This is a genomic window from Janthinobacterium sp. GW822-FHT07H10 (genome assembly GCF_058798675.1).
In genome coordinates this window covers 344,334-359,635 of record NZ_JBXAKS010000002.1, presented here as the reverse complement: position 1 = coordinate 359,635, position 15,302 = coordinate 344,334, and the positions used below count along the sequence as shown (strand labels likewise).

The 15,302-nt window shown below is 59.8% G+C and carries 11 protein-coding genes and 1 pseudogene; 10 read left to right on the top strand and 2 right to left on the bottom strand.

The genetic code is table 11. The features are described 5' to 3' along the window. Nucleotides 1-378: a hypothetical protein gene (locus tag AC1RDJ_RS05765; RefSeq protein WP_493026866.1), complete on the bottom strand. Its 378-nt coding sequence runs from the start codon at nt 376-378 to the stop codon at nt 1-3. A 338-nt stretch (nt 379-716) separates the two neighbouring features. On the opposite strand from AC1RDJ_RS05765, the gene AC1RDJ_RS05760 reads away from it, so the two are divergent. The 7 genes from AC1RDJ_RS05760 to AC1RDJ_RS05730 all read left to right on the top strand — a co-directional run bounded on the left by AC1RDJ_RS05760 (nt 717) and on the right by AC1RDJ_RS05730 (nt 10,532). After that, nucleotides 717-1,070 carry a hypothetical protein gene (locus tag AC1RDJ_RS05760; RefSeq protein WP_493026864.1) on the top strand — a complete coding sequence of 118 codons (354 nt, stop codon included), beginning with the start codon at nt 717-719 and terminating at the stop codon, nt 1,068-1,070. 885 nt (nt 1,071-1,955) lie between these two features. After that, entirely contained in the window at nt 1,956-3,263 is a 1,308-nt protein-coding gene (vioA, locus tag AC1RDJ_RS05755; protein WP_493026863.1) for a flavin-dependent violacein biosynthesis tryptophan-2 monooxygenase VioA, read from the top strand. Next, nucleotides 3,260-6,277: an iminophenyl-pyruvate dimer synthase VioB gene (gene vioB, locus AC1RDJ_RS05750; RefSeq protein ID WP_493026862.1), complete on the top strand. Its 3,018-nt coding sequence runs from the start codon at nt 3,260-3,262 to the stop codon at nt 6,275-6,277. The genes vioA and vioB overlap by 4 nt, the downstream gene beginning before the upstream one ends. Nucleotide 6,278: 1 nt before the next feature. Further along, nucleotides 6,279-7,568: an NADP-dependent violacein biosynthesis oxygenase VioC gene (vioC, locus tag AC1RDJ_RS05745; protein ID WP_071323339.1), complete on the top strand. Its 1,290-nt coding sequence runs from the start codon at nt 6,279-6,281 to the stop codon at nt 7,566-7,568. Next, complete coding sequence (vioD, locus tag AC1RDJ_RS05740) at nt 7,568-8,686, top strand: flavin-dependent violacein biosynthesis monooxygenase VioD (protein WP_493026860.1); 1,119 nt, start codon at nt 7,568-7,570, stop codon at nt 8,684-8,686. The genes vioC and vioD overlap by 1 nt, the downstream gene beginning before the upstream one ends. Nucleotides 8,687-8,695: 9 nt before the next feature. Next, nucleotides 8,696-9,277: a violacein biosynthesis enzyme VioE gene (gene vioE, locus AC1RDJ_RS05735; RefSeq protein ID WP_493026859.1), complete on the top strand. Its 582-nt coding sequence runs from the start codon at nt 8,696-8,698 to the stop codon at nt 9,275-9,277. A 91-nt stretch (nt 9,278-9,368) separates the two neighbouring features. Continuing rightward, nucleotides 9,369-10,532 (top strand): MFS transporter, encoded by a 1,164-nt coding sequence (locus tag AC1RDJ_RS05730; RefSeq protein ID WP_493026858.1) that lies wholly within the window; start codon nt 9,369-9,371, stop codon nt 10,530-10,532. Between the two features lie 298 nt (nt 10,533-10,830). Here the strand turns inward: AC1RDJ_RS05730 and AC1RDJ_RS05725 are convergent, their stop codons facing one another. Then, a complete protein-coding gene (locus AC1RDJ_RS05725; protein ID WP_493026857.1) occupies nt 10,831-12,108 on the bottom strand; it encodes a DUF3667 domain-containing protein in 1,278 nt (425 codons plus the stop codon). On the opposite strand from AC1RDJ_RS05725, the pseudogene AC1RDJ_RS05720 reads away from it, so the two are divergent. The 3 genes and pseudogenes from AC1RDJ_RS05720 to AC1RDJ_RS05710 form a co-directional block, all read left to right on the top strand. Next, nucleotides 12,088-12,180, top strand: a pseudogene (locus AC1RDJ_RS05720) (hypothetical protein); the annotation flags it as partial. The gene AC1RDJ_RS05725 and the pseudogene AC1RDJ_RS05720 overlap by 21 nt on opposite strands. A gap of 26 nt (nt 12,181-12,206) precedes the next feature. Further along, nucleotides 12,207-12,464, top strand: coding sequence for a transposase domain-containing protein (locus AC1RDJ_RS05715; RefSeq protein ID WP_493027146.1), 258 nt, complete (start codon nt 12,207-12,209; stop codon nt 12,462-12,464). Nucleotides 12,465-12,872: 408 nt separating this feature from the next. Next, the gene (locus tag AC1RDJ_RS05710) at nt 12,873-14,114 is read left to right on the top strand and encodes a TraB/GumN family protein (RefSeq protein WP_493026856.1); all 1,242 of its coding nucleotides are present in this window, start codon (nt 12,873-12,875) and stop codon (nt 14,112-14,114) included. Nucleotides 14,115-15,302 lie beyond the last annotated feature (1,188 nt).

Below are 15,302 nucleotides of genomic sequence, written 5' to 3'. Positions count from 1 at the left end.
TCAGGCAAACAGAAACAGCAGCCACATGCAAGCCCGCAAATCAGACAATCTTGAGAAAATATGGCGCACTACCGCATCAGATATGTGCAAAGACTCGCATAACGATATCGACAGGTGCCCCAGCAAAGAGAGTGATGTCTTTTTCCCACCACATTGAAAGTATGCAGGAAAAATTAACATTTCACAACCCAAATAACGACAGCCGGCATGGCATCTGGCAGCGTCAGTCATTGCAGCATAAAAAACTATCGCCTGCCGATATTTTCTGATTTTTGTAATTGACTTTTTCAAAAAAACAAAATTATTGATTCTATATCTGCTGATATTAAGTGCTTGCGACAATTCCAGGCGAATTGCCAAAAGGAGGGAAACGGGCATGCAAATTTCAGGTCCCCCGCATGCCGGGCTTGCGGTAACCGCCGCGCCGACGCGACGGCCTTCTGAAATACACGGACAGAGACACGATTGCCATTTCCCGACCACCATGCAAGCCGATAAGATTCCTGCACGCCCGCCCAAAGCAGTCTGTTTGCACCGTCATACCCTGCAGACATGCTCGCCATGTCGCACCGTTCATACAGCAACGACAAGGAATACCGGTTCGGACATGCCAAGAATACTTGCATCATAAGCATGATAAAATCGCAAATAAAACAAATCGGTTCACAGCTGGCGACGATAATCGCTCCACTCCAATACACAATCAAAAATCATTGATGAACATTCAAAAGCTCACAACAAACAAAAAAAGCACAAAGAACATTCTCGCCAAGCTGGCTTATGTCCTTGCCGCCGGCATGGCATTGACCCTCGCCCCCTTGCCGGCAGCTGCCGTGACCGAGTGCAATCTATCACCGAGAAACATGTATGTGGGCGACGGCCTGTTATGGGTGGTATTTCAAGGAGGTGGCCAGGGAAAAATTGCGCAAACAAGCCCGGACTTCAAACCCATTTACGCTCTCTTTTTGACGGCTATCAGCACACAAAAGGATGTGGTGGTTCGCTATACGCAGGACAATGCCGATTGCAACGCCCTGCAAGAAATCCGCGGAGTCTGGATCGCACGCTAAAAACAGGACACCCAGGACGACTACCGTGCCGGCCTGCCGATTTCAGGGCGGGCACGGGCGCTTTTCGACGGCATGACAAAAAGCTGGCAATTTGTCGCCCTCCTTCAGCAAGGCAGGCACCTCGCGCGACGGGCCGATCAACGCACTTGAACGCCATTGCCGGGCGGGCGCGGCGGCGCATGGAACGCTCCTGCAATCGGCGCACCGCACCGTGCGACTCTCATGCATCGGTTTTTTTGACGGGCACCGGCATCGCCCGGCCGGAAGATGGCTGAAGAAGCGAGCGCCGTCGACTGCCGGCATGCACCGCGCGCCAGCAGCAATGTAAAAAGCAAGATGTAGATCAAGCCACCGCCGATGGCGACACGCCCCGCTGCCGGCCCTGTCTCCATCGGCACACGGCGGAACTCACGGCATGGCAGCGGCTGGAGATCCCGCACCCATTCCCCCTTCCCAGCACTCCTGCACTGCCCGGCGCACTGCCGCTGCAAATCCGCTTCCCCTCCTCGCCCGGCGCGCCGTGACGCTGGCGCCACCGGCAGCCGTATCGATTCGGCACATGGGCGCCGCCGCCGGCCCGCATGCATCGACGCGCCAGGAAGCGGCGCAGGCCAAACGACAACTACATTGATATTTATCAAATTGACTGCCCGATGCCTGGGCTACTGTCGGTGCCATCTTTGATTTGAAACAGAAACTCTGCTGCCAAGAAACGACCATTTCAGAAACAACGCCAGTTCTCGCCAGGCGCTTCATTCCCCAGCCGATAACACCCGCCCAGTGCGGTGACACGCAGCGTTCCCCCTTCCTTGCCTACACGCGCTGGGAAAACTTTTGCCAGCAATTTTGCGGCTTTTGATTAATGAACGTAGAAAGGAATTTCTTATGAGCACTTATTCTGACATTTGCATCGTTGGCGCCGGTATCGGAGGCTTGACTTGCGCCAACCACCTGATCGACGCCGCCGCCAGCAGGAATCTGCGCATCCGGGTATTCGACCTGAATGCCACGGTCGGCGGCCGCATCCAGTCGCGTAAGATCGATGGCAAGGAAATCGCCGAACTCGGCGCCGCCCGCTACTCGCCGCAGCTGCATCCGCACTTCCAGCAGCTCATGCAGGGCAGCGGCTTGCCGCATGCGGTCTACCCGTTCACCGAGGTCATCTCCCACGATAGCGTGCTGGAAGAACTGAAGGCAACGCTGGATGAGCTGAGCCCGATGCTGAAAGACCATCCGAACGACTCCTTCCTTGATTTCGTCAGCCATTACCTGGGCGCCGCCAAGGCCAACCACATCATCAAGGCGACCGGCTATGACGCCCTGCTGCTGCCGATGGTGTCGGCGGCCATGGCCTACGACATCATCAAGAAACACCCGGAAACGCAGCACTTTACGGAGAACGCCGCCAACCAGTGGCACTATGCCACCGACGGCTACCACGAATTGCTGTGCCAGTTGCAACACCAAGCCCAGGCCGCCGGGGTGGAATTCCAGCTCGAACATCGCTTGCTGTCCGTTGAAAAATCCGGCGCCGACCATGTGCTCGCCTTCAGCCATAATGGCGACACGCAGATGCACCGGACACGCCATCTGGTGATGGCCATCCCGCCATCCGCCATGCCACGCCTGAACCTGGATTTCCCGACCGCATGGAGTCCGTTCCAGTACGACTCGCTGCCCCTGTTCAAGGGCTTCCTCACGTTCGACACGGCCTGGTGGGACGCGCTGGGGCTGACGGACAAGGTGCTGATGGCGGCAAATCCCTTGCGCAAGATCTACTTCAAGAGCAACAAGTATGTGCTGTTCTACACCGACAGCAAAAGCGCCACCTACTGGCGCGACAGCCTGGAACTGGGCGAGGACGTGTACCTGGAGCGTGTCCGCGGCCACCTGGAAGAAGTCCTGCCGCTCGATGGCCAGCCGTTGCCGCAGATCAAGGCGCATTTCCACAAGTTCTGGCCGCATGGCGTCGAGTTTTGCGTGGAGCCGGAGGCCGAGCACCCGGCCATCCTGCTGCACCAGGACGGCATCATCTCCTGCTCGGATGCCTACACCGCGCATTGCGGCTGGATGGAAGGCAGCCTGATCAGCGCCCGGCACGCGAGCGGCCTGTTGCTGCAACGGCTAGATCAGCGGACGGCAGAAGAAGCCGCCAACGATACGTTCATCACTTCCTCGACCGAGCGCGCATGAGCCTACTTGACTTCCCCCGCCTGCATTTTCGGGGTTTTGCCCGCGCCAATGTACCGACCGGGAATCGCAATACGCACGGCAACATCGATATCGCCACGAATGCGGTATCGATGGCGGGCGAAGCGGTCGACCTGAGCCGGCCGCCAGCCGAATTCCATGCGCACCTGAAACAGCTTGCCCCCCGCTTCAATGCGGCGGGCAAGCCCGATCCGGAGGGCATCTTCAGCCTGGCGGCGGGCTACAATTTCTGCGGCAACAATCATTTCTCGTGGGAAAACGCGCGGATCACGGGCGTCCAGTTGCGCGATGGCGAGGTCGATACGCAGGATGCACTGGTGGGCGCCAAGCTGGGCCTGTGGGGACACTACAATGAGTACCTGCGCACGACGTTCAACCGCGCCAGGTGGATCGACAACAATCCCGCCCAGCCGGACACGACGCTGATCTACGCGGGCCAGTTCACCTTGAGCGACAGGCTGGCCACGCCCAACACGCCCACGCTGTTTACCGCCGACATCGCGCAGGCGCACTCGGTGCGCTGGCTCGGCAGCGGGCATATCACGGAACGCAGCGGGCATTTCCTCGACGAGGAAATCGGCCGCTCCAGGCTGTTCCAGTTTTCCGTGGCCAAGCAGGATCCGCATTTCCTGTTCAATGCGGACCTGCCGCTGCCGGCCAGCATGCTCGCCTTGCGGCAAGCCCTGGACGACGACGAGGTGCTGGGCCTGACGGTGCAGTATGCCCTCTTCAATATGTCGACGCCGCAAAAACCCGATTCGCCCGTGTTCTACGACCTGGCCGGCAGCATCGGCCTGTGGCGGCGCGGCGAGCTGGCTACCTACCCGGCCGGCCGGCTGCTGCAGCCGCGCCAGGGCAGCCTGGGGCCGGTGCTGGTGAAGGTGCATGCGGACCGCGTCTCGTTCAACATGCCGACCGCCATTCCCTTCACCACGCGCGACACGGGCGCCGTCTCGGAACAGCATCCCACGCATGCGCTGGGCGGCAAGCAGGGGCTCGGCGATCTGCTGCTGCATGACGACGCCGGCACCTTGCTGGCCCGCATTCCCGAACCGCTGTACCGCGACCACTGGCGCCATCACGGCGTCTTCGATGTGCCGCTGCAGCACGCTGGCACCGCCCCGGGTTCGCTCAGCCTGGGCAGCGCGCAGGCGCAGTGGGACGAGGCCGACTGGGTGCTGCAATCGGACAGCAACCAGCTGTATCTGGAAGCGCCCAACGGAAAAAAGCACGAGGAATTTCCGCAGACGATCATGCTGCAAAGCCGCTTCCGCGGCGAGCTGGCGGCGCCTGCGGCCCTGGCGGCGGAACCCGAGGATGGCGCGCTGCTGGCCGTGCGCCAGCAGCCGTCGCCGCTCGGGCTTGGCTACACGACGCTGACCCTGACGGGCCGCCGGCCTGGCGCGACCCGCGTCGTGCTGGGGACCGGCAAGGGCACGCAGTACCTCGGCGTGCGCGTGCTGCCCGACGACTGGCACCTCGATGAGGTACCGGCGGAACAGGTCGACTATGCCTTCCTCTACCGGCATGTGATGAGCTACTACGAGCTCGTGTATCCCTTCATGTCGGACAAGGTCTTCAGCCTGGCAGACCAGTGCAAGTGCGAAACGTATTCGCGCCTGATGTGGCAGATGTGCGATCCGCAGAACCGCGACAAGAGCTATTACATGCCCAGCACCCGCGAACTGTCGCTGCCAAAGTCGCGCCTGTTCCTGAAATACCTGACGCAGGTCGAGGCGGCGGCCAAGGCGGCGGTGCCGGCGCCAGCGGTGCCGCACGTCATCGGCTGCAAGGCCGAGTTGATCGAAGAGCTGAAAAAAGCCATCGACCTGGAGCTGTCGCTCATGCTGCAGTACCTGTATGCCGCCTATTCCATTCCCAACTATGCGCAGGGGGAAGCGCTGGTGCAGTCCGGTCGCTGGCAACCGGCCGAGCTGGAGCTGGCTTGCGGCGCCGAAGACCGGCGCCGCAACAGCGGTACGCGCGGCGCGCTGCTGGAAATCGCCCATGAAGAAATGATTCACTACTTATTGGTGAACAATGTGCTGATGGCGCTTGGCGAACCGTTCTACAGCGGCACCCCGGTGCTGGGCCAGCAGGCGCGCCGGCGTTTCGGCCTGGACACGGAATTTGCGTTCGAGCCATTTTCCGAGCACGTGCTGGCCCGCTTCGTGCGGTTCGAATGGCCCGACTACATTCCCACGCCGGGCAAATCGATTGCCACCTTCTATATCGCGATCCGCCAGGCCGTGGCCGAGCTGCCCGGACTGTTCGAGAGCGGCGGCGGCAAGCGCGGCGGCGAACACCACCTGTTCCTGAAAGAACTGACCAACCGCGCCTATCCCGGCTACCAGCTGGAAGTATCGGACCGCGACAGCGCGCTGTTCGCCATCGACTTCGTCACCGAACAGGGGGAAGGCGTGGCCGTCGATTCGCCGCATTTCGCCTCTTCGCACTTCCAGCGGCTGCGCGCCATCGCCGGCAAGTTTTCGTCCCGCGACAAGCCGTTCGAACCGGCGCTGCCGGCGCTGAAGAATCCCGTGCTGGAAGCGCGCGCGGACTGCACCGTGGTGACCGATCAAAAGGCGCGCGCGCTGATGCAGCTGTACCAAGGCTGCTACGAACTGACCTTCCTGATGATGGCGCACCATTTTGCGCAGCAGCCGCTGGGCAGCCTGCGCCGCTCGCGCCTGATGAATGCGTCCATCGACATCATGACCGGCCTGTTGCGTCCGCTGTCGGCGGCCCTGATGAACATGCCGTCCGGCGTGCCCGGCCGCCAAGCAGGACCGCCCGTACCCGAGCCCGTCAGCAGCCGGGTCAGCAGCGACTACAGCCTGGGCTGCGACATGCTGGCGCAAAAGTGCCTGGCGCTGGCGCAGTACGCCCGCAGCCTGGAAAGCGATGTCATCGGCATGGCGCCGATAGAAATGTTGGAGTTTTTTAATCAGCAACTTACCGATTTATCTCGGGGAAAGATGTCAAGAGAGGCCTGAAATGCATAAAATCATTATCGTCGGCGGAGGCCTGGCAGGTAGCCTCAGCGCCATTTATCTGGCGCAACGGGGACACGATGTCCACGTCGTCGAAAAACGCGGCGATCCGCTGCAGAAAGCGTCCGCCAACGCCGATCCGGTCAACTCGCGCGCCATCGGCGTCACCATGACCGTGCGCGGCGTCAAGGCGGTGCTGGCGGCCGGCATCAGCCGGCAGGAGCTCGAGCTGTGCGGCGAACGCATCCTGGGCATGGCGTTTTCCGTCGGCCGCACATTCAAGGTGCGCGAACTGCCCCAGCGCGAAGGCTTGTTTCCGCTGTCGCTGGACAGGTCCGCATTTCAGCGCCTGTTGAACACCTACGCCGCCAGGCACGAAGTGAAATACTACTTCGAGCATAAATGCCTGGATGTCGACCTGGAAAGAAAAGTCGTGCTGGTCCAGGGCCCGGACGGCGCCCTGCAGCACCTGCATGGCGACCTGATCATCGGTGCCGACGGCGCCCATTCCGCCGTGCGTCGCGCCATGCAAAGCGGCATGCGGCGCTTTGAATTCAAGCAAAGCTTCTTCCGCCATGGCTACAAGACCCTCGTGTTGCCGAATGCGGAGGGCCTGGGTTTCAGGAAAGATTTGCTGTATTTCTTCGGCATGGCGTCCAAGGGCCAGTTTGCCGGCCGCGCGGCCACCATCCCAGATGGCAGCGTCAGCTTCGTCATTTGCCTGCCCTACTCCGGCACGCCCAGCCTGAACACGCTGAACCGGGAAACCATGGCGGCCTTCTTCGACCGCTATTACGACAAGCTGCCGGCGGCCAGCCGGCAAGAGATGGTGGACCAGTTTATCGCCCTGCCCAGCAACGACCTCATCAATGTCCGCTCGAGCACCTTCCATTACAAGGGCAATGTCTTGCTGATCGGCGATGCGGCGCACGCCACCGCTCCCTTCCTCGGACAGGGCATGAACATGGCGCTGGAGGACACGCATATCTTCGCCACCTTGCTGGAAAAGCACGGCAATGCCCTGGCCCCCACCCTGTCCGAGTTCACGCACCTGCGCAAGGTACAGGCGGACGCCATGCAGGATATGGCGATCGCCAACTACGAAGCGCTGAGCAACCCCAACCTGATTTTCTTCCTGCAGACGCGCTACAACCGCTACATGCACCAGAAATTCCCCCGTATTTATCCACCCGACATGGCGGATAAATTGTTCTTTACATCGATACCTTACGATGAATTGCAGCAAATCCAGAAAAAGCAAAACGTTTGGTACAAACTTGGGAGGGTAAACTAATGAACATTCTCGTTATCGGCGCCGGCCCCGCAGGACTGCTCTTCGCCAGCCAGATGAAACAGGCCCAGCCCGGCTGGAATATCCGCATTACGGAAAAAAACACCCAGGAAGAAGTGCTGGGCTGGGGTGTGGTGCTACCGGGACGGCCGCCGCGCCATCCCGCCAATCCACTCTCTTACCTGGAGCAACCGGAACGGCTCAATCCGCAGTTCCTCGAAGAATTCAAGCTCGTGCATCACGACCAGCCCAACCTGATGAGCACCGGCGTCACCCTGTGCGGCGTCGGACGGCAGGCCCTGGTGCAGGCGCTGCGCGCCAAGTGCGTAGCAGCCGGCATCACGATCCGCTATGAAACGCCGCCGGCGGCCAAGGCGCAGCTGGAAGCCGAGTACGATCTGGTGGTGGTCTCGAATGGCGTCAATTACAAATCGCTGGATTTGCCGCCAGCGCTGGCGCCGCACATCGATTTCGGCCGCAACAAATACATCTGGTACGGCACCACCCAGCTGTTCGACCAGATGAACCTGGTGTTCCGCAGCAATGACCAAGGCATTTTCATCGGCCATGCCTATAAATACTCGGACACGATGAGCACCTTTATCGTCGAATGCAGTGAAGAAACGTACGCCAGGGCGCAGCTGGAGGCGCTTTCCGAGCGCGACGCCGCCGCGTATATCGCCAAAACCTTCGAGGCCGAACTGGGTGAGCACGGGCTGCTCAGCCAACCGGGCCAGGGCTGGCGCAACTTCATGACCCTCAGCCACGACCGGGCCCGCGACGGCAAGTTCGTCCTGCTCGGCGATGCGCTGCAATCGGGGCATTTTTCCATCGGCCATGGCACCACCATGGCGGTGGTGGCGGCACTGCTGCTGGTCAAAACCCTCGATACCGAAGCCGACGCGGCGGCTGCCCTGGACAGCTTCAACGCCCGTGCAGTGCCCTTGGTGCAACTGTTCAAGGAGCACGCCAACAGCAGCCGCCTGTGGTTTGAAAGCGTGGGCCAGCGTATCGGACTGAGCAATGCAGAGCTGACCGCCAGCTTCGACGCCCGCCGCAAGGACTTGCCGTCGCTACAAGAAGCGCTGATGGCCAGCCTCGGCTACGCGCTGGGCCGCTAGGGAGTCGCCATGCCAACCCACCTCGCCCCGCCGCTGCTGCCGATGCAATGGAGTAGCGCTTATATATCCTACTGGACGCCGATGCAGGCAGACGACCAGATCACGTCCGGCTATTGCTGGTTCGACTATGCGCGCAACATCTGCCGCATCGATGGCCTGTTCAACCCCTGGTCGGAAAAGGAACATGGACACCTGCTGTGGATGTCGGAAATCGGCGACGCCAGGCGTGAAAAAAGCCGCAAGCAGAAAGTGGCATACACAAGGCAAGCCGAGGCCGCTGGCGAACAGCTGCACGGCACGGCGCTGGCCGATGAGGTGACACCGTTCCATGGCCTGTTCCTGCCGCAAGCGATCCTGCTTGACGGCGCGGCGCGCCACGATGGCCGCCACACCGTGCTGGGCCAGGAGGCGGACGCCTGGGTAGTCGAGCGGGCGGGCAAGGCCTCATCGGTCTTCTACCTGGAGGCCGGAGGCAACCGCCTGCTGCGCATGGTCACCGGCAACGACCCGCAGCACCTGTCGGTACGCGACTTTCCCAACCTGTTTGTCGGCGACATTCCGGACAGCGTTTTTACGTCTTGCGACACCTGACCAGCACGTGGCGCTCGCCCCGGTCGCATGCGGCCAGGGCGCGCGCCACGCCTGGCAAGTGTTTTAGTCTTTACTCTCGAAGGATATTGCTATGCCGTTGGTTGTATACATTCTGGGCTTGACGATCTTCTCGTTGACGACATCCGAATTCATGGTAGCGGGCATGATGCCCTCGCTGGCCCTGGCCATGGATGAACCGGTGACACGGATCGGCTATCTGATTTCGCTCTACGCCATGGGCATGGTCATCGGCGGGCCGCTGAGCACCATTGCCCTGCTCAAGCTGCGCGTGCCGAATAAAAAGGGGCTGCTGTGGCTGCTGGGTTTTTATGCCCTTGCCCAATCCGTCGCCGCATCGGCCACCAGCTACGACATCCTGGCCATCGCACGGGTGGTCACGGGCGTAGCCGCCTCGACCTGCTTTGGCCTGTCGCTGGCGATCTGCGCCGACATCGTCAGCGCCAACGCGCGCGGGCGCGCCGCCGCCGTCGTGATCGGCGGCCTCATGCTGGCGTCCGTGCTGGGGGTGCCGGTCGCCACGCTCATCGACCAGCACCTGGGATGGCGCGCCAGCTTCTGGCTGGTGGTGCTGCTGGCGGTATTGTGCCTGGCGCTCATCACCGTGCTGGTGCCGCGCACCAAGCCATCTGAAGTCGTGAGCCTCGGCAATGAACTGGGGGAATTCAGGAACCGCCACCTGTGGGCAGCGTATGCCAGCAGCGGCCTCATCATTGGCGCAATCTTCGCGGCCTTCAGCTACTTCGCCACCATCCTGACGGAAATTACCGGCTTTCCCGCGTCCGCCATCCCCTGGCTGCTGGGCATCTACGGCGTCGCCAACGTGGTGGGCAATGCCGTAGTCGGCCGTTATGCGGACCGCTATACCACCATCATCATGGTCTGGGGCATGGTCATCCTGAGCATCAGCCTGGCGCTATTCGCGGTCTTTGCACACGACAAGACCATCAGCGTCGCCTTGCTGGTCGTCACAGGCCTGGTCGGGATGTCGATGAATCCCGCCATCATCGCCCGCGTGATGAAAACCGTCCATCCAGGCCCGCTGGTCAACACCGTGCATACCTCCGTCATCAACATCGGCCTGGGCGCCGGCTCGTGGCTCGGCGGCCTCGGCATCGCCGCCGGCTACGGCTTGCGCTCCCCACTGTGGGTCGGTGTCGCACTGGCCGTGCTTGGCCTCATCAGCTTGCTGCCTTACCTCGGACACAGATCGCGCGATTCGGTGTTGTCGCATTAATAGCTGGCGGCGCGGTTGGCATTGCCAACCGCGCCGCCCCCCCCCCCCCCCCCCCCCCCCCCCCCCCCCGCCGCCCCCTTATTTCAGACTTCGCAGACCGCGCCTTCCTGCACGGCGCAGGCAGGTCCGCATCACGCCAGAAAATCGATGCTTCCGACGGCCCGCAAGCTGCTTCGTAGTATTGGTCGGTGGCCAAAATGTAGAACTTCATCAATTCTAGAGTGCCCGTCCGCCACGGCTGAGTGGCAGATACCCAAACAGATGGGTCCCGACCACTTCATGGCCCCACTTTGCGACGCTAGTGCAGGCTCTTCATCAACACCAGCACGATGAACACGCAAAACACGATGTTGGCTACCAGCAGCAGCATGCAAGTGCGCCACAGCGCGCCCCATTTGCCCAGGTTATAGGTGCCGCGTAGCTGCAGAAACATGTGCAGGGGCGGCGCCAGGCACACCAGCAATCCGATCAGCCAGCCCTGGTTGAGTATCGATAGCGGTATCAACACGGTAAACAACAGGGACATGAAGCACAGCGAGTACAGCACGAACACCGCATGCTCGTACATGGTTACGTCGCGTCTCCAGAAAAACATCAGCCACATGAAGGGCAGCGAGATCGGGATCAGCAGGAACGAGAACTTGTAGATCGTGTTTTTGAGCTTGTAAAACGCCAACTCGGGATTTTCGGCGGCATGACGAAAGGTTTTTTCCAACTCCGGAAAATTGGCGTTGGGATTGGGCGGGCTGGACGCGATCTTGGAGACAGTCTTGTCGAACCAGCCGGGTTCTCTCAGTGCAATCGCCTCCTCGCCGTTCGCTTTTTCTGGCGATACGACGTACAACAGGCGTTGCTCGGCTTCGTGTTGCAGCTTGCGCGAAACGGCCAGCGCTTTTTCAACACCAGCGACCCCGGTATTGGCCTTGCGGGCCTCATCCAGCGCCCGCTCATTGCGCTCGACCCGGAGCTTGGCAGACGCGGCGTGGTTGGTCAGCGAGGCGATATTGGCGTCGCGGCTGAGAAGCTGGCCGTTGCCGAACGAGGTGACGAAGAAGGTCAGGAAGACCATGAACAGGAACAGCGCTAGCGGCGACACATAGTTCTTGCGCTGGCCGTCGATGTAGCGGCGCGTCAGGCGGCCCGGAAAGGCCACCAGCAGCGGGAGCGTCTTCCAGGCCTTGGCGTCGAAGTGCAGGATGCCGTGCACGACTTCTTCGGCCAGGTGCAGCAGCGAATGGTGGATGTGGGCCGACTGGCCGCAGTCCTGGCAAAACGCGCCGCCCAGCGGCGCCTGGCAGTTGGCGCAGTTCGCAAGGGGCGCGGCACTGGCTCGCTGCGGCGTTTTATCGCCCTCGATCTCGCTGGCCGTCACACCTGCCATCGTCAGGGCGCTGGCCGCTTTCAAGTCACTCATCGCGCATCTCTCACCAGGAAAATGGCTGATTGTGCAACAAGGCGCCTGTATGTTCAAGTAAATACTGGCTAAAACGGCAATCGGCACGCTGGCGAACGGTACCGCCACGGCTGGCGCCGCCGGCAGCCGCACGACCAGGCTATCGAGCATGCCTTCGAGCATCGGCCGGCGCTGCAGCGCTACGCCAGTTCGGACAGCCTGCCCATCGACAACAACCCTGTCGAGAGCGCGATACGCCCCATCGCCATCGGCAAGAGAAACTGCTTGGTGGTGGACGCCGAGCGGTCGGGCCGCCGTGCGCCGCGATCCAGAGCCTGTTTGCCATTGCCAAGCTCAACGGACTCGATCCAGCACGCTGGCTGTCTGACACCCTCGCGCAGCGCCCGACTTGCCCCAACGGCAGGATGGATACACTGCTACCGTTCGCGGCCATGGCGCGTACCGACCGTGCACCATCGGGCCCGCATCAAACAGGACGCTTTGGCGCCGCGTCTCCGGCTGCAGGTCCATCAGCATGATTCCGGCCTTCCTGTACTTGAACCCAGCGCGAAAAATGATGGACAGGCCGTGCAGCGCCGTTCCGGCCATTGTGTCTCCTTGATCGCGGCCGTGTCCCGCGCATGACCATTTACATAAAATTATTAATACCCTCCTGTGTCAGGATAGTTGTGGCGTCACATGATTTATCGTAGGATTGCCGCATTTCTCCTTCCCGCCAATACATAAAATTTATAAAAGGAAGCATCCTTCAAGGCCAGCCTACCCTCATTTCACATGGCATACTGATTGAGCGCGATCGCGATTGCTTACCAGACAAACAGGACATCCTGCGCTGGCGGCTTTACATCGTGCTTCCAAATACACCGCGACTGAAATCGCCGACCAGAACACAATTTATGCGAAAAATAATGCGAAAACCTCATTCCATGATTATGTTTATCATGTTGGCCAGCTTGGCCATGCCTGTATTGTCGGCGGATAAGCCACTATCTTTGCCAGAGCGCTTGGCTGCCGTTCGCACGACGATCGCAATCGATCATGGAAAGATGGTGGGTTCTGGCGCGGCAACATTGATGGACGCCGGTCTGGACAGCCAATTCGTACTCATCGGCGAGGACCATGGCGTCGCAGAAATTGCGCATTTTTCGGCGGCGTATTTTGAAGCATTGGCAAGTCGGGGATTTACGACGCTGATTATCGAAAATGGGCCGGCCGTTGCTGATGCTTTGGCAAAGACATTGAAGTCCGATACTGGCGTTGCTGGCATAGCAGCATTTAATACGGCATATCCGGTCGCTACTGCTTTTTACAAATGGCAAGCTGAGGCGCAATTCTTGGCCCGTATCGCTAAAGCTGCTGGGCCATCGTTCCAATTAGTAGGAATGGATCAGGAACTCATGGGCGCTTCGAAATATTTGCTCGACCAAATGGCTGGGCAACCGCTCAGTCCCTTGGCGAAATCAAAAATCGAGGCCTTCCGCAAGCTTGAAAGCGACTACTATAGCCGAGCGTTGCAGAACGGCGACCCGCGTGAGCTTTTCATGATGAAAATCAAGGAAGAAGAATTGGTCGCGCTACAGAAGCTGCTCACGACACCTGCGGAAATGCCCGCCTTGACGATGTTAAATTCGTTGCTTGAAAGCCGCAGCATTTATCTCAAAAACATGACTCCGGGACAAGGGTATTCGTCCAATATACAGCGTGCCAGGCTAATGAAGCAGCTTGTGGCCAGCCATTTGACGCTTGCGCCTGCGCAGCGAATGTTGCTGAAAGCCGGCGCAGTTCATGTATTCCGGGGTTATAACTCGCTTGCTGCGGGTAGCCGGGAGATCGGCAATTATTTGGCTGAATATGCGGAAGGCCGCGGACAAAAATCGCTGCATGTGTTGGTGCTGGCATCCAAAGGCCAGCAGGCGCAATTTGCTGGCATTGGGCGCGCGTCGGCCATAACAGAAATCGAAAAAATCGATACCAAGTCCTCCATGGCTGGCGTAATGCCCTTCTTTGCCGCGGCGAATGGGCATAAGGAATGGTCATTGTTCGACGTGCGCCCCTTGTTAGGCTCGGCTAACACCCTGGCGAATGGAAACAGCAGTGTCCAAGGCATGATTCAGGGCTACGATTTTGTACTAGTCATTCCCGATGGGAACGCAACGTCGGACCTGTGACAATATCGCCATCGGCCAACCGCTGCCGATCCTGCCTCATGGTCGTTCGATCTGAACCAAGACGATTTCACCAAAGGCGATCCAGGCAACTTGCGCCCATGGAAAAGACTACAGGGATTGGCATGACTTTGGGGCAGATCGTCGCCGACCTTGCGATCCCTAAGCGTCAAGGCACAAGCGTTTGAAGGAAATGGGCGTATGCCGACCTGATTTGACGTCGGCTAAGCTTGCCGAATGTTTTCCATGCGCTCGAGTAAACTCTCGGCGCTGGTGCAAGGCCCAAAATAAACTACACAGGCTAATTACACAGGCACAAAAAAGCCGATCACCTCACGTGTCGGCTTTAATCTAAGCATTTGATTTCGTAGAGAATTCTCGCACTTTTGACCTTGTTCTCATGCAGTGGGCCGCGCTCGCGCGAGCATGCCGATATGACCGGCATCGCCAGTTCCCCCCCCCCCGCCCGCTACGGCACGCCCGCCAATTGCCAGCACCGGGGCGGCCCGCTACAGTTCAACTATGGCAGCGCAGCCTCCGGCTGCCGCTCATCGTGCGGATCGATGAGTCGCAGCGCGTGGCAAGCCGGGCATCGACGGGGAAATCGTGTACGGTCCGCTGAGCAGCTTCTGCCTGCCTGGCTGCTGGCATTACAACCATGCAAGGCTGCCCCTCCAGTTGCCCCCTTCGCCAGGCACTGATCAATCCATGCAGACCGACGCGCGACTCCAAGCTGCGCTCCATACCGTGGCCTGCGTTCGCGGACAACCTTACCCGACACCAGACCTGGCCTGCATATCGCGGGGGCACGGCGTCCGAAGCGCCCATTCAGCGTGTCCAACGCAGCCATGGCCCCCACTGACAGGGATGCGCCCCCTCCCCCGCACACATCAAACCAGATCACAGGCCTTTGCCAGCGCAAACAGGTGGGCTTGACCACAACCTGCCGGGGATATCACGGCGGACTCTTTCAAACATGGAAATACAACTATTAGTCAAAATATGATGATGAATTTGAGATTTTATTTCCCCATGTGCCATGATTTTCAAATTAGCGTTGAAAAATTATTCAAAAATAAATTTGACTTTTTTAGTAATTAAATGGCTTCAAAATGCAAAAAAATCCCGCCACTCCTCGAAATAGCTGGTTTTCGCCACGACTCCCGCTCCATCTATCGTGCCTTGTCGCAC

Coding starts and splice junctions, on each gene's coding strand:
- AC1RDJ_RS05765 (WP_493026866.1), bottom strand. CDS start 378: ATGCCCGTTTCCCTCCTTTTGGCAATTCGCCTGGAATTGTCGCAAGCA.
- AC1RDJ_RS05760 (WP_493026864.1), top strand. CDS start 717: ATGAACATTCAAAAGCTCACAACAAACAAAAAAAGCACAAAGAACATT.
- vioA (WP_493026863.1), top strand. CDS start 1,956: ATGAGCACTTATTCTGACATTTGCATCGTTGGCGCCGGTATCGGAGGC.
- vioB (WP_493026862.1), top strand. CDS start 3,260: ATGAGCCTACTTGACTTCCCCCGCCTGCATTTTCGGGGTTTTGCCCGC.
- vioC (WP_071323339.1), top strand. CDS start 6,279: ATGCATAAAATCATTATCGTCGGCGGAGGCCTGGCAGGTAGCCTCAGC.
- vioD (WP_493026860.1), top strand. CDS start 7,568: ATGAACATTCTCGTTATCGGCGCCGGCCCCGCAGGACTGCTCTTCGCC.
- vioE (WP_493026859.1), top strand. CDS start 8,696: ATGCCAACCCACCTCGCCCCGCCGCTGCTGCCGATGCAATGGAGTAGC.
- AC1RDJ_RS05730 (WP_493026858.1), top strand. CDS start 9,369: ATGCCGTTGGTTGTATACATTCTGGGCTTGACGATCTTCTCGTTGACG.
- AC1RDJ_RS05725 (WP_493026857.1), bottom strand. CDS start 12,108: ATGCTCGAAGGCATGCTCGATAGCCTGGTCGTGCGGCTGCCGGCGGCG.
- AC1RDJ_RS05710 (WP_493026856.1), top strand. CDS start 12,873: ATGATTATGTTTATCATGTTGGCCAGCTTGGCCATGCCTGTATTGTCG.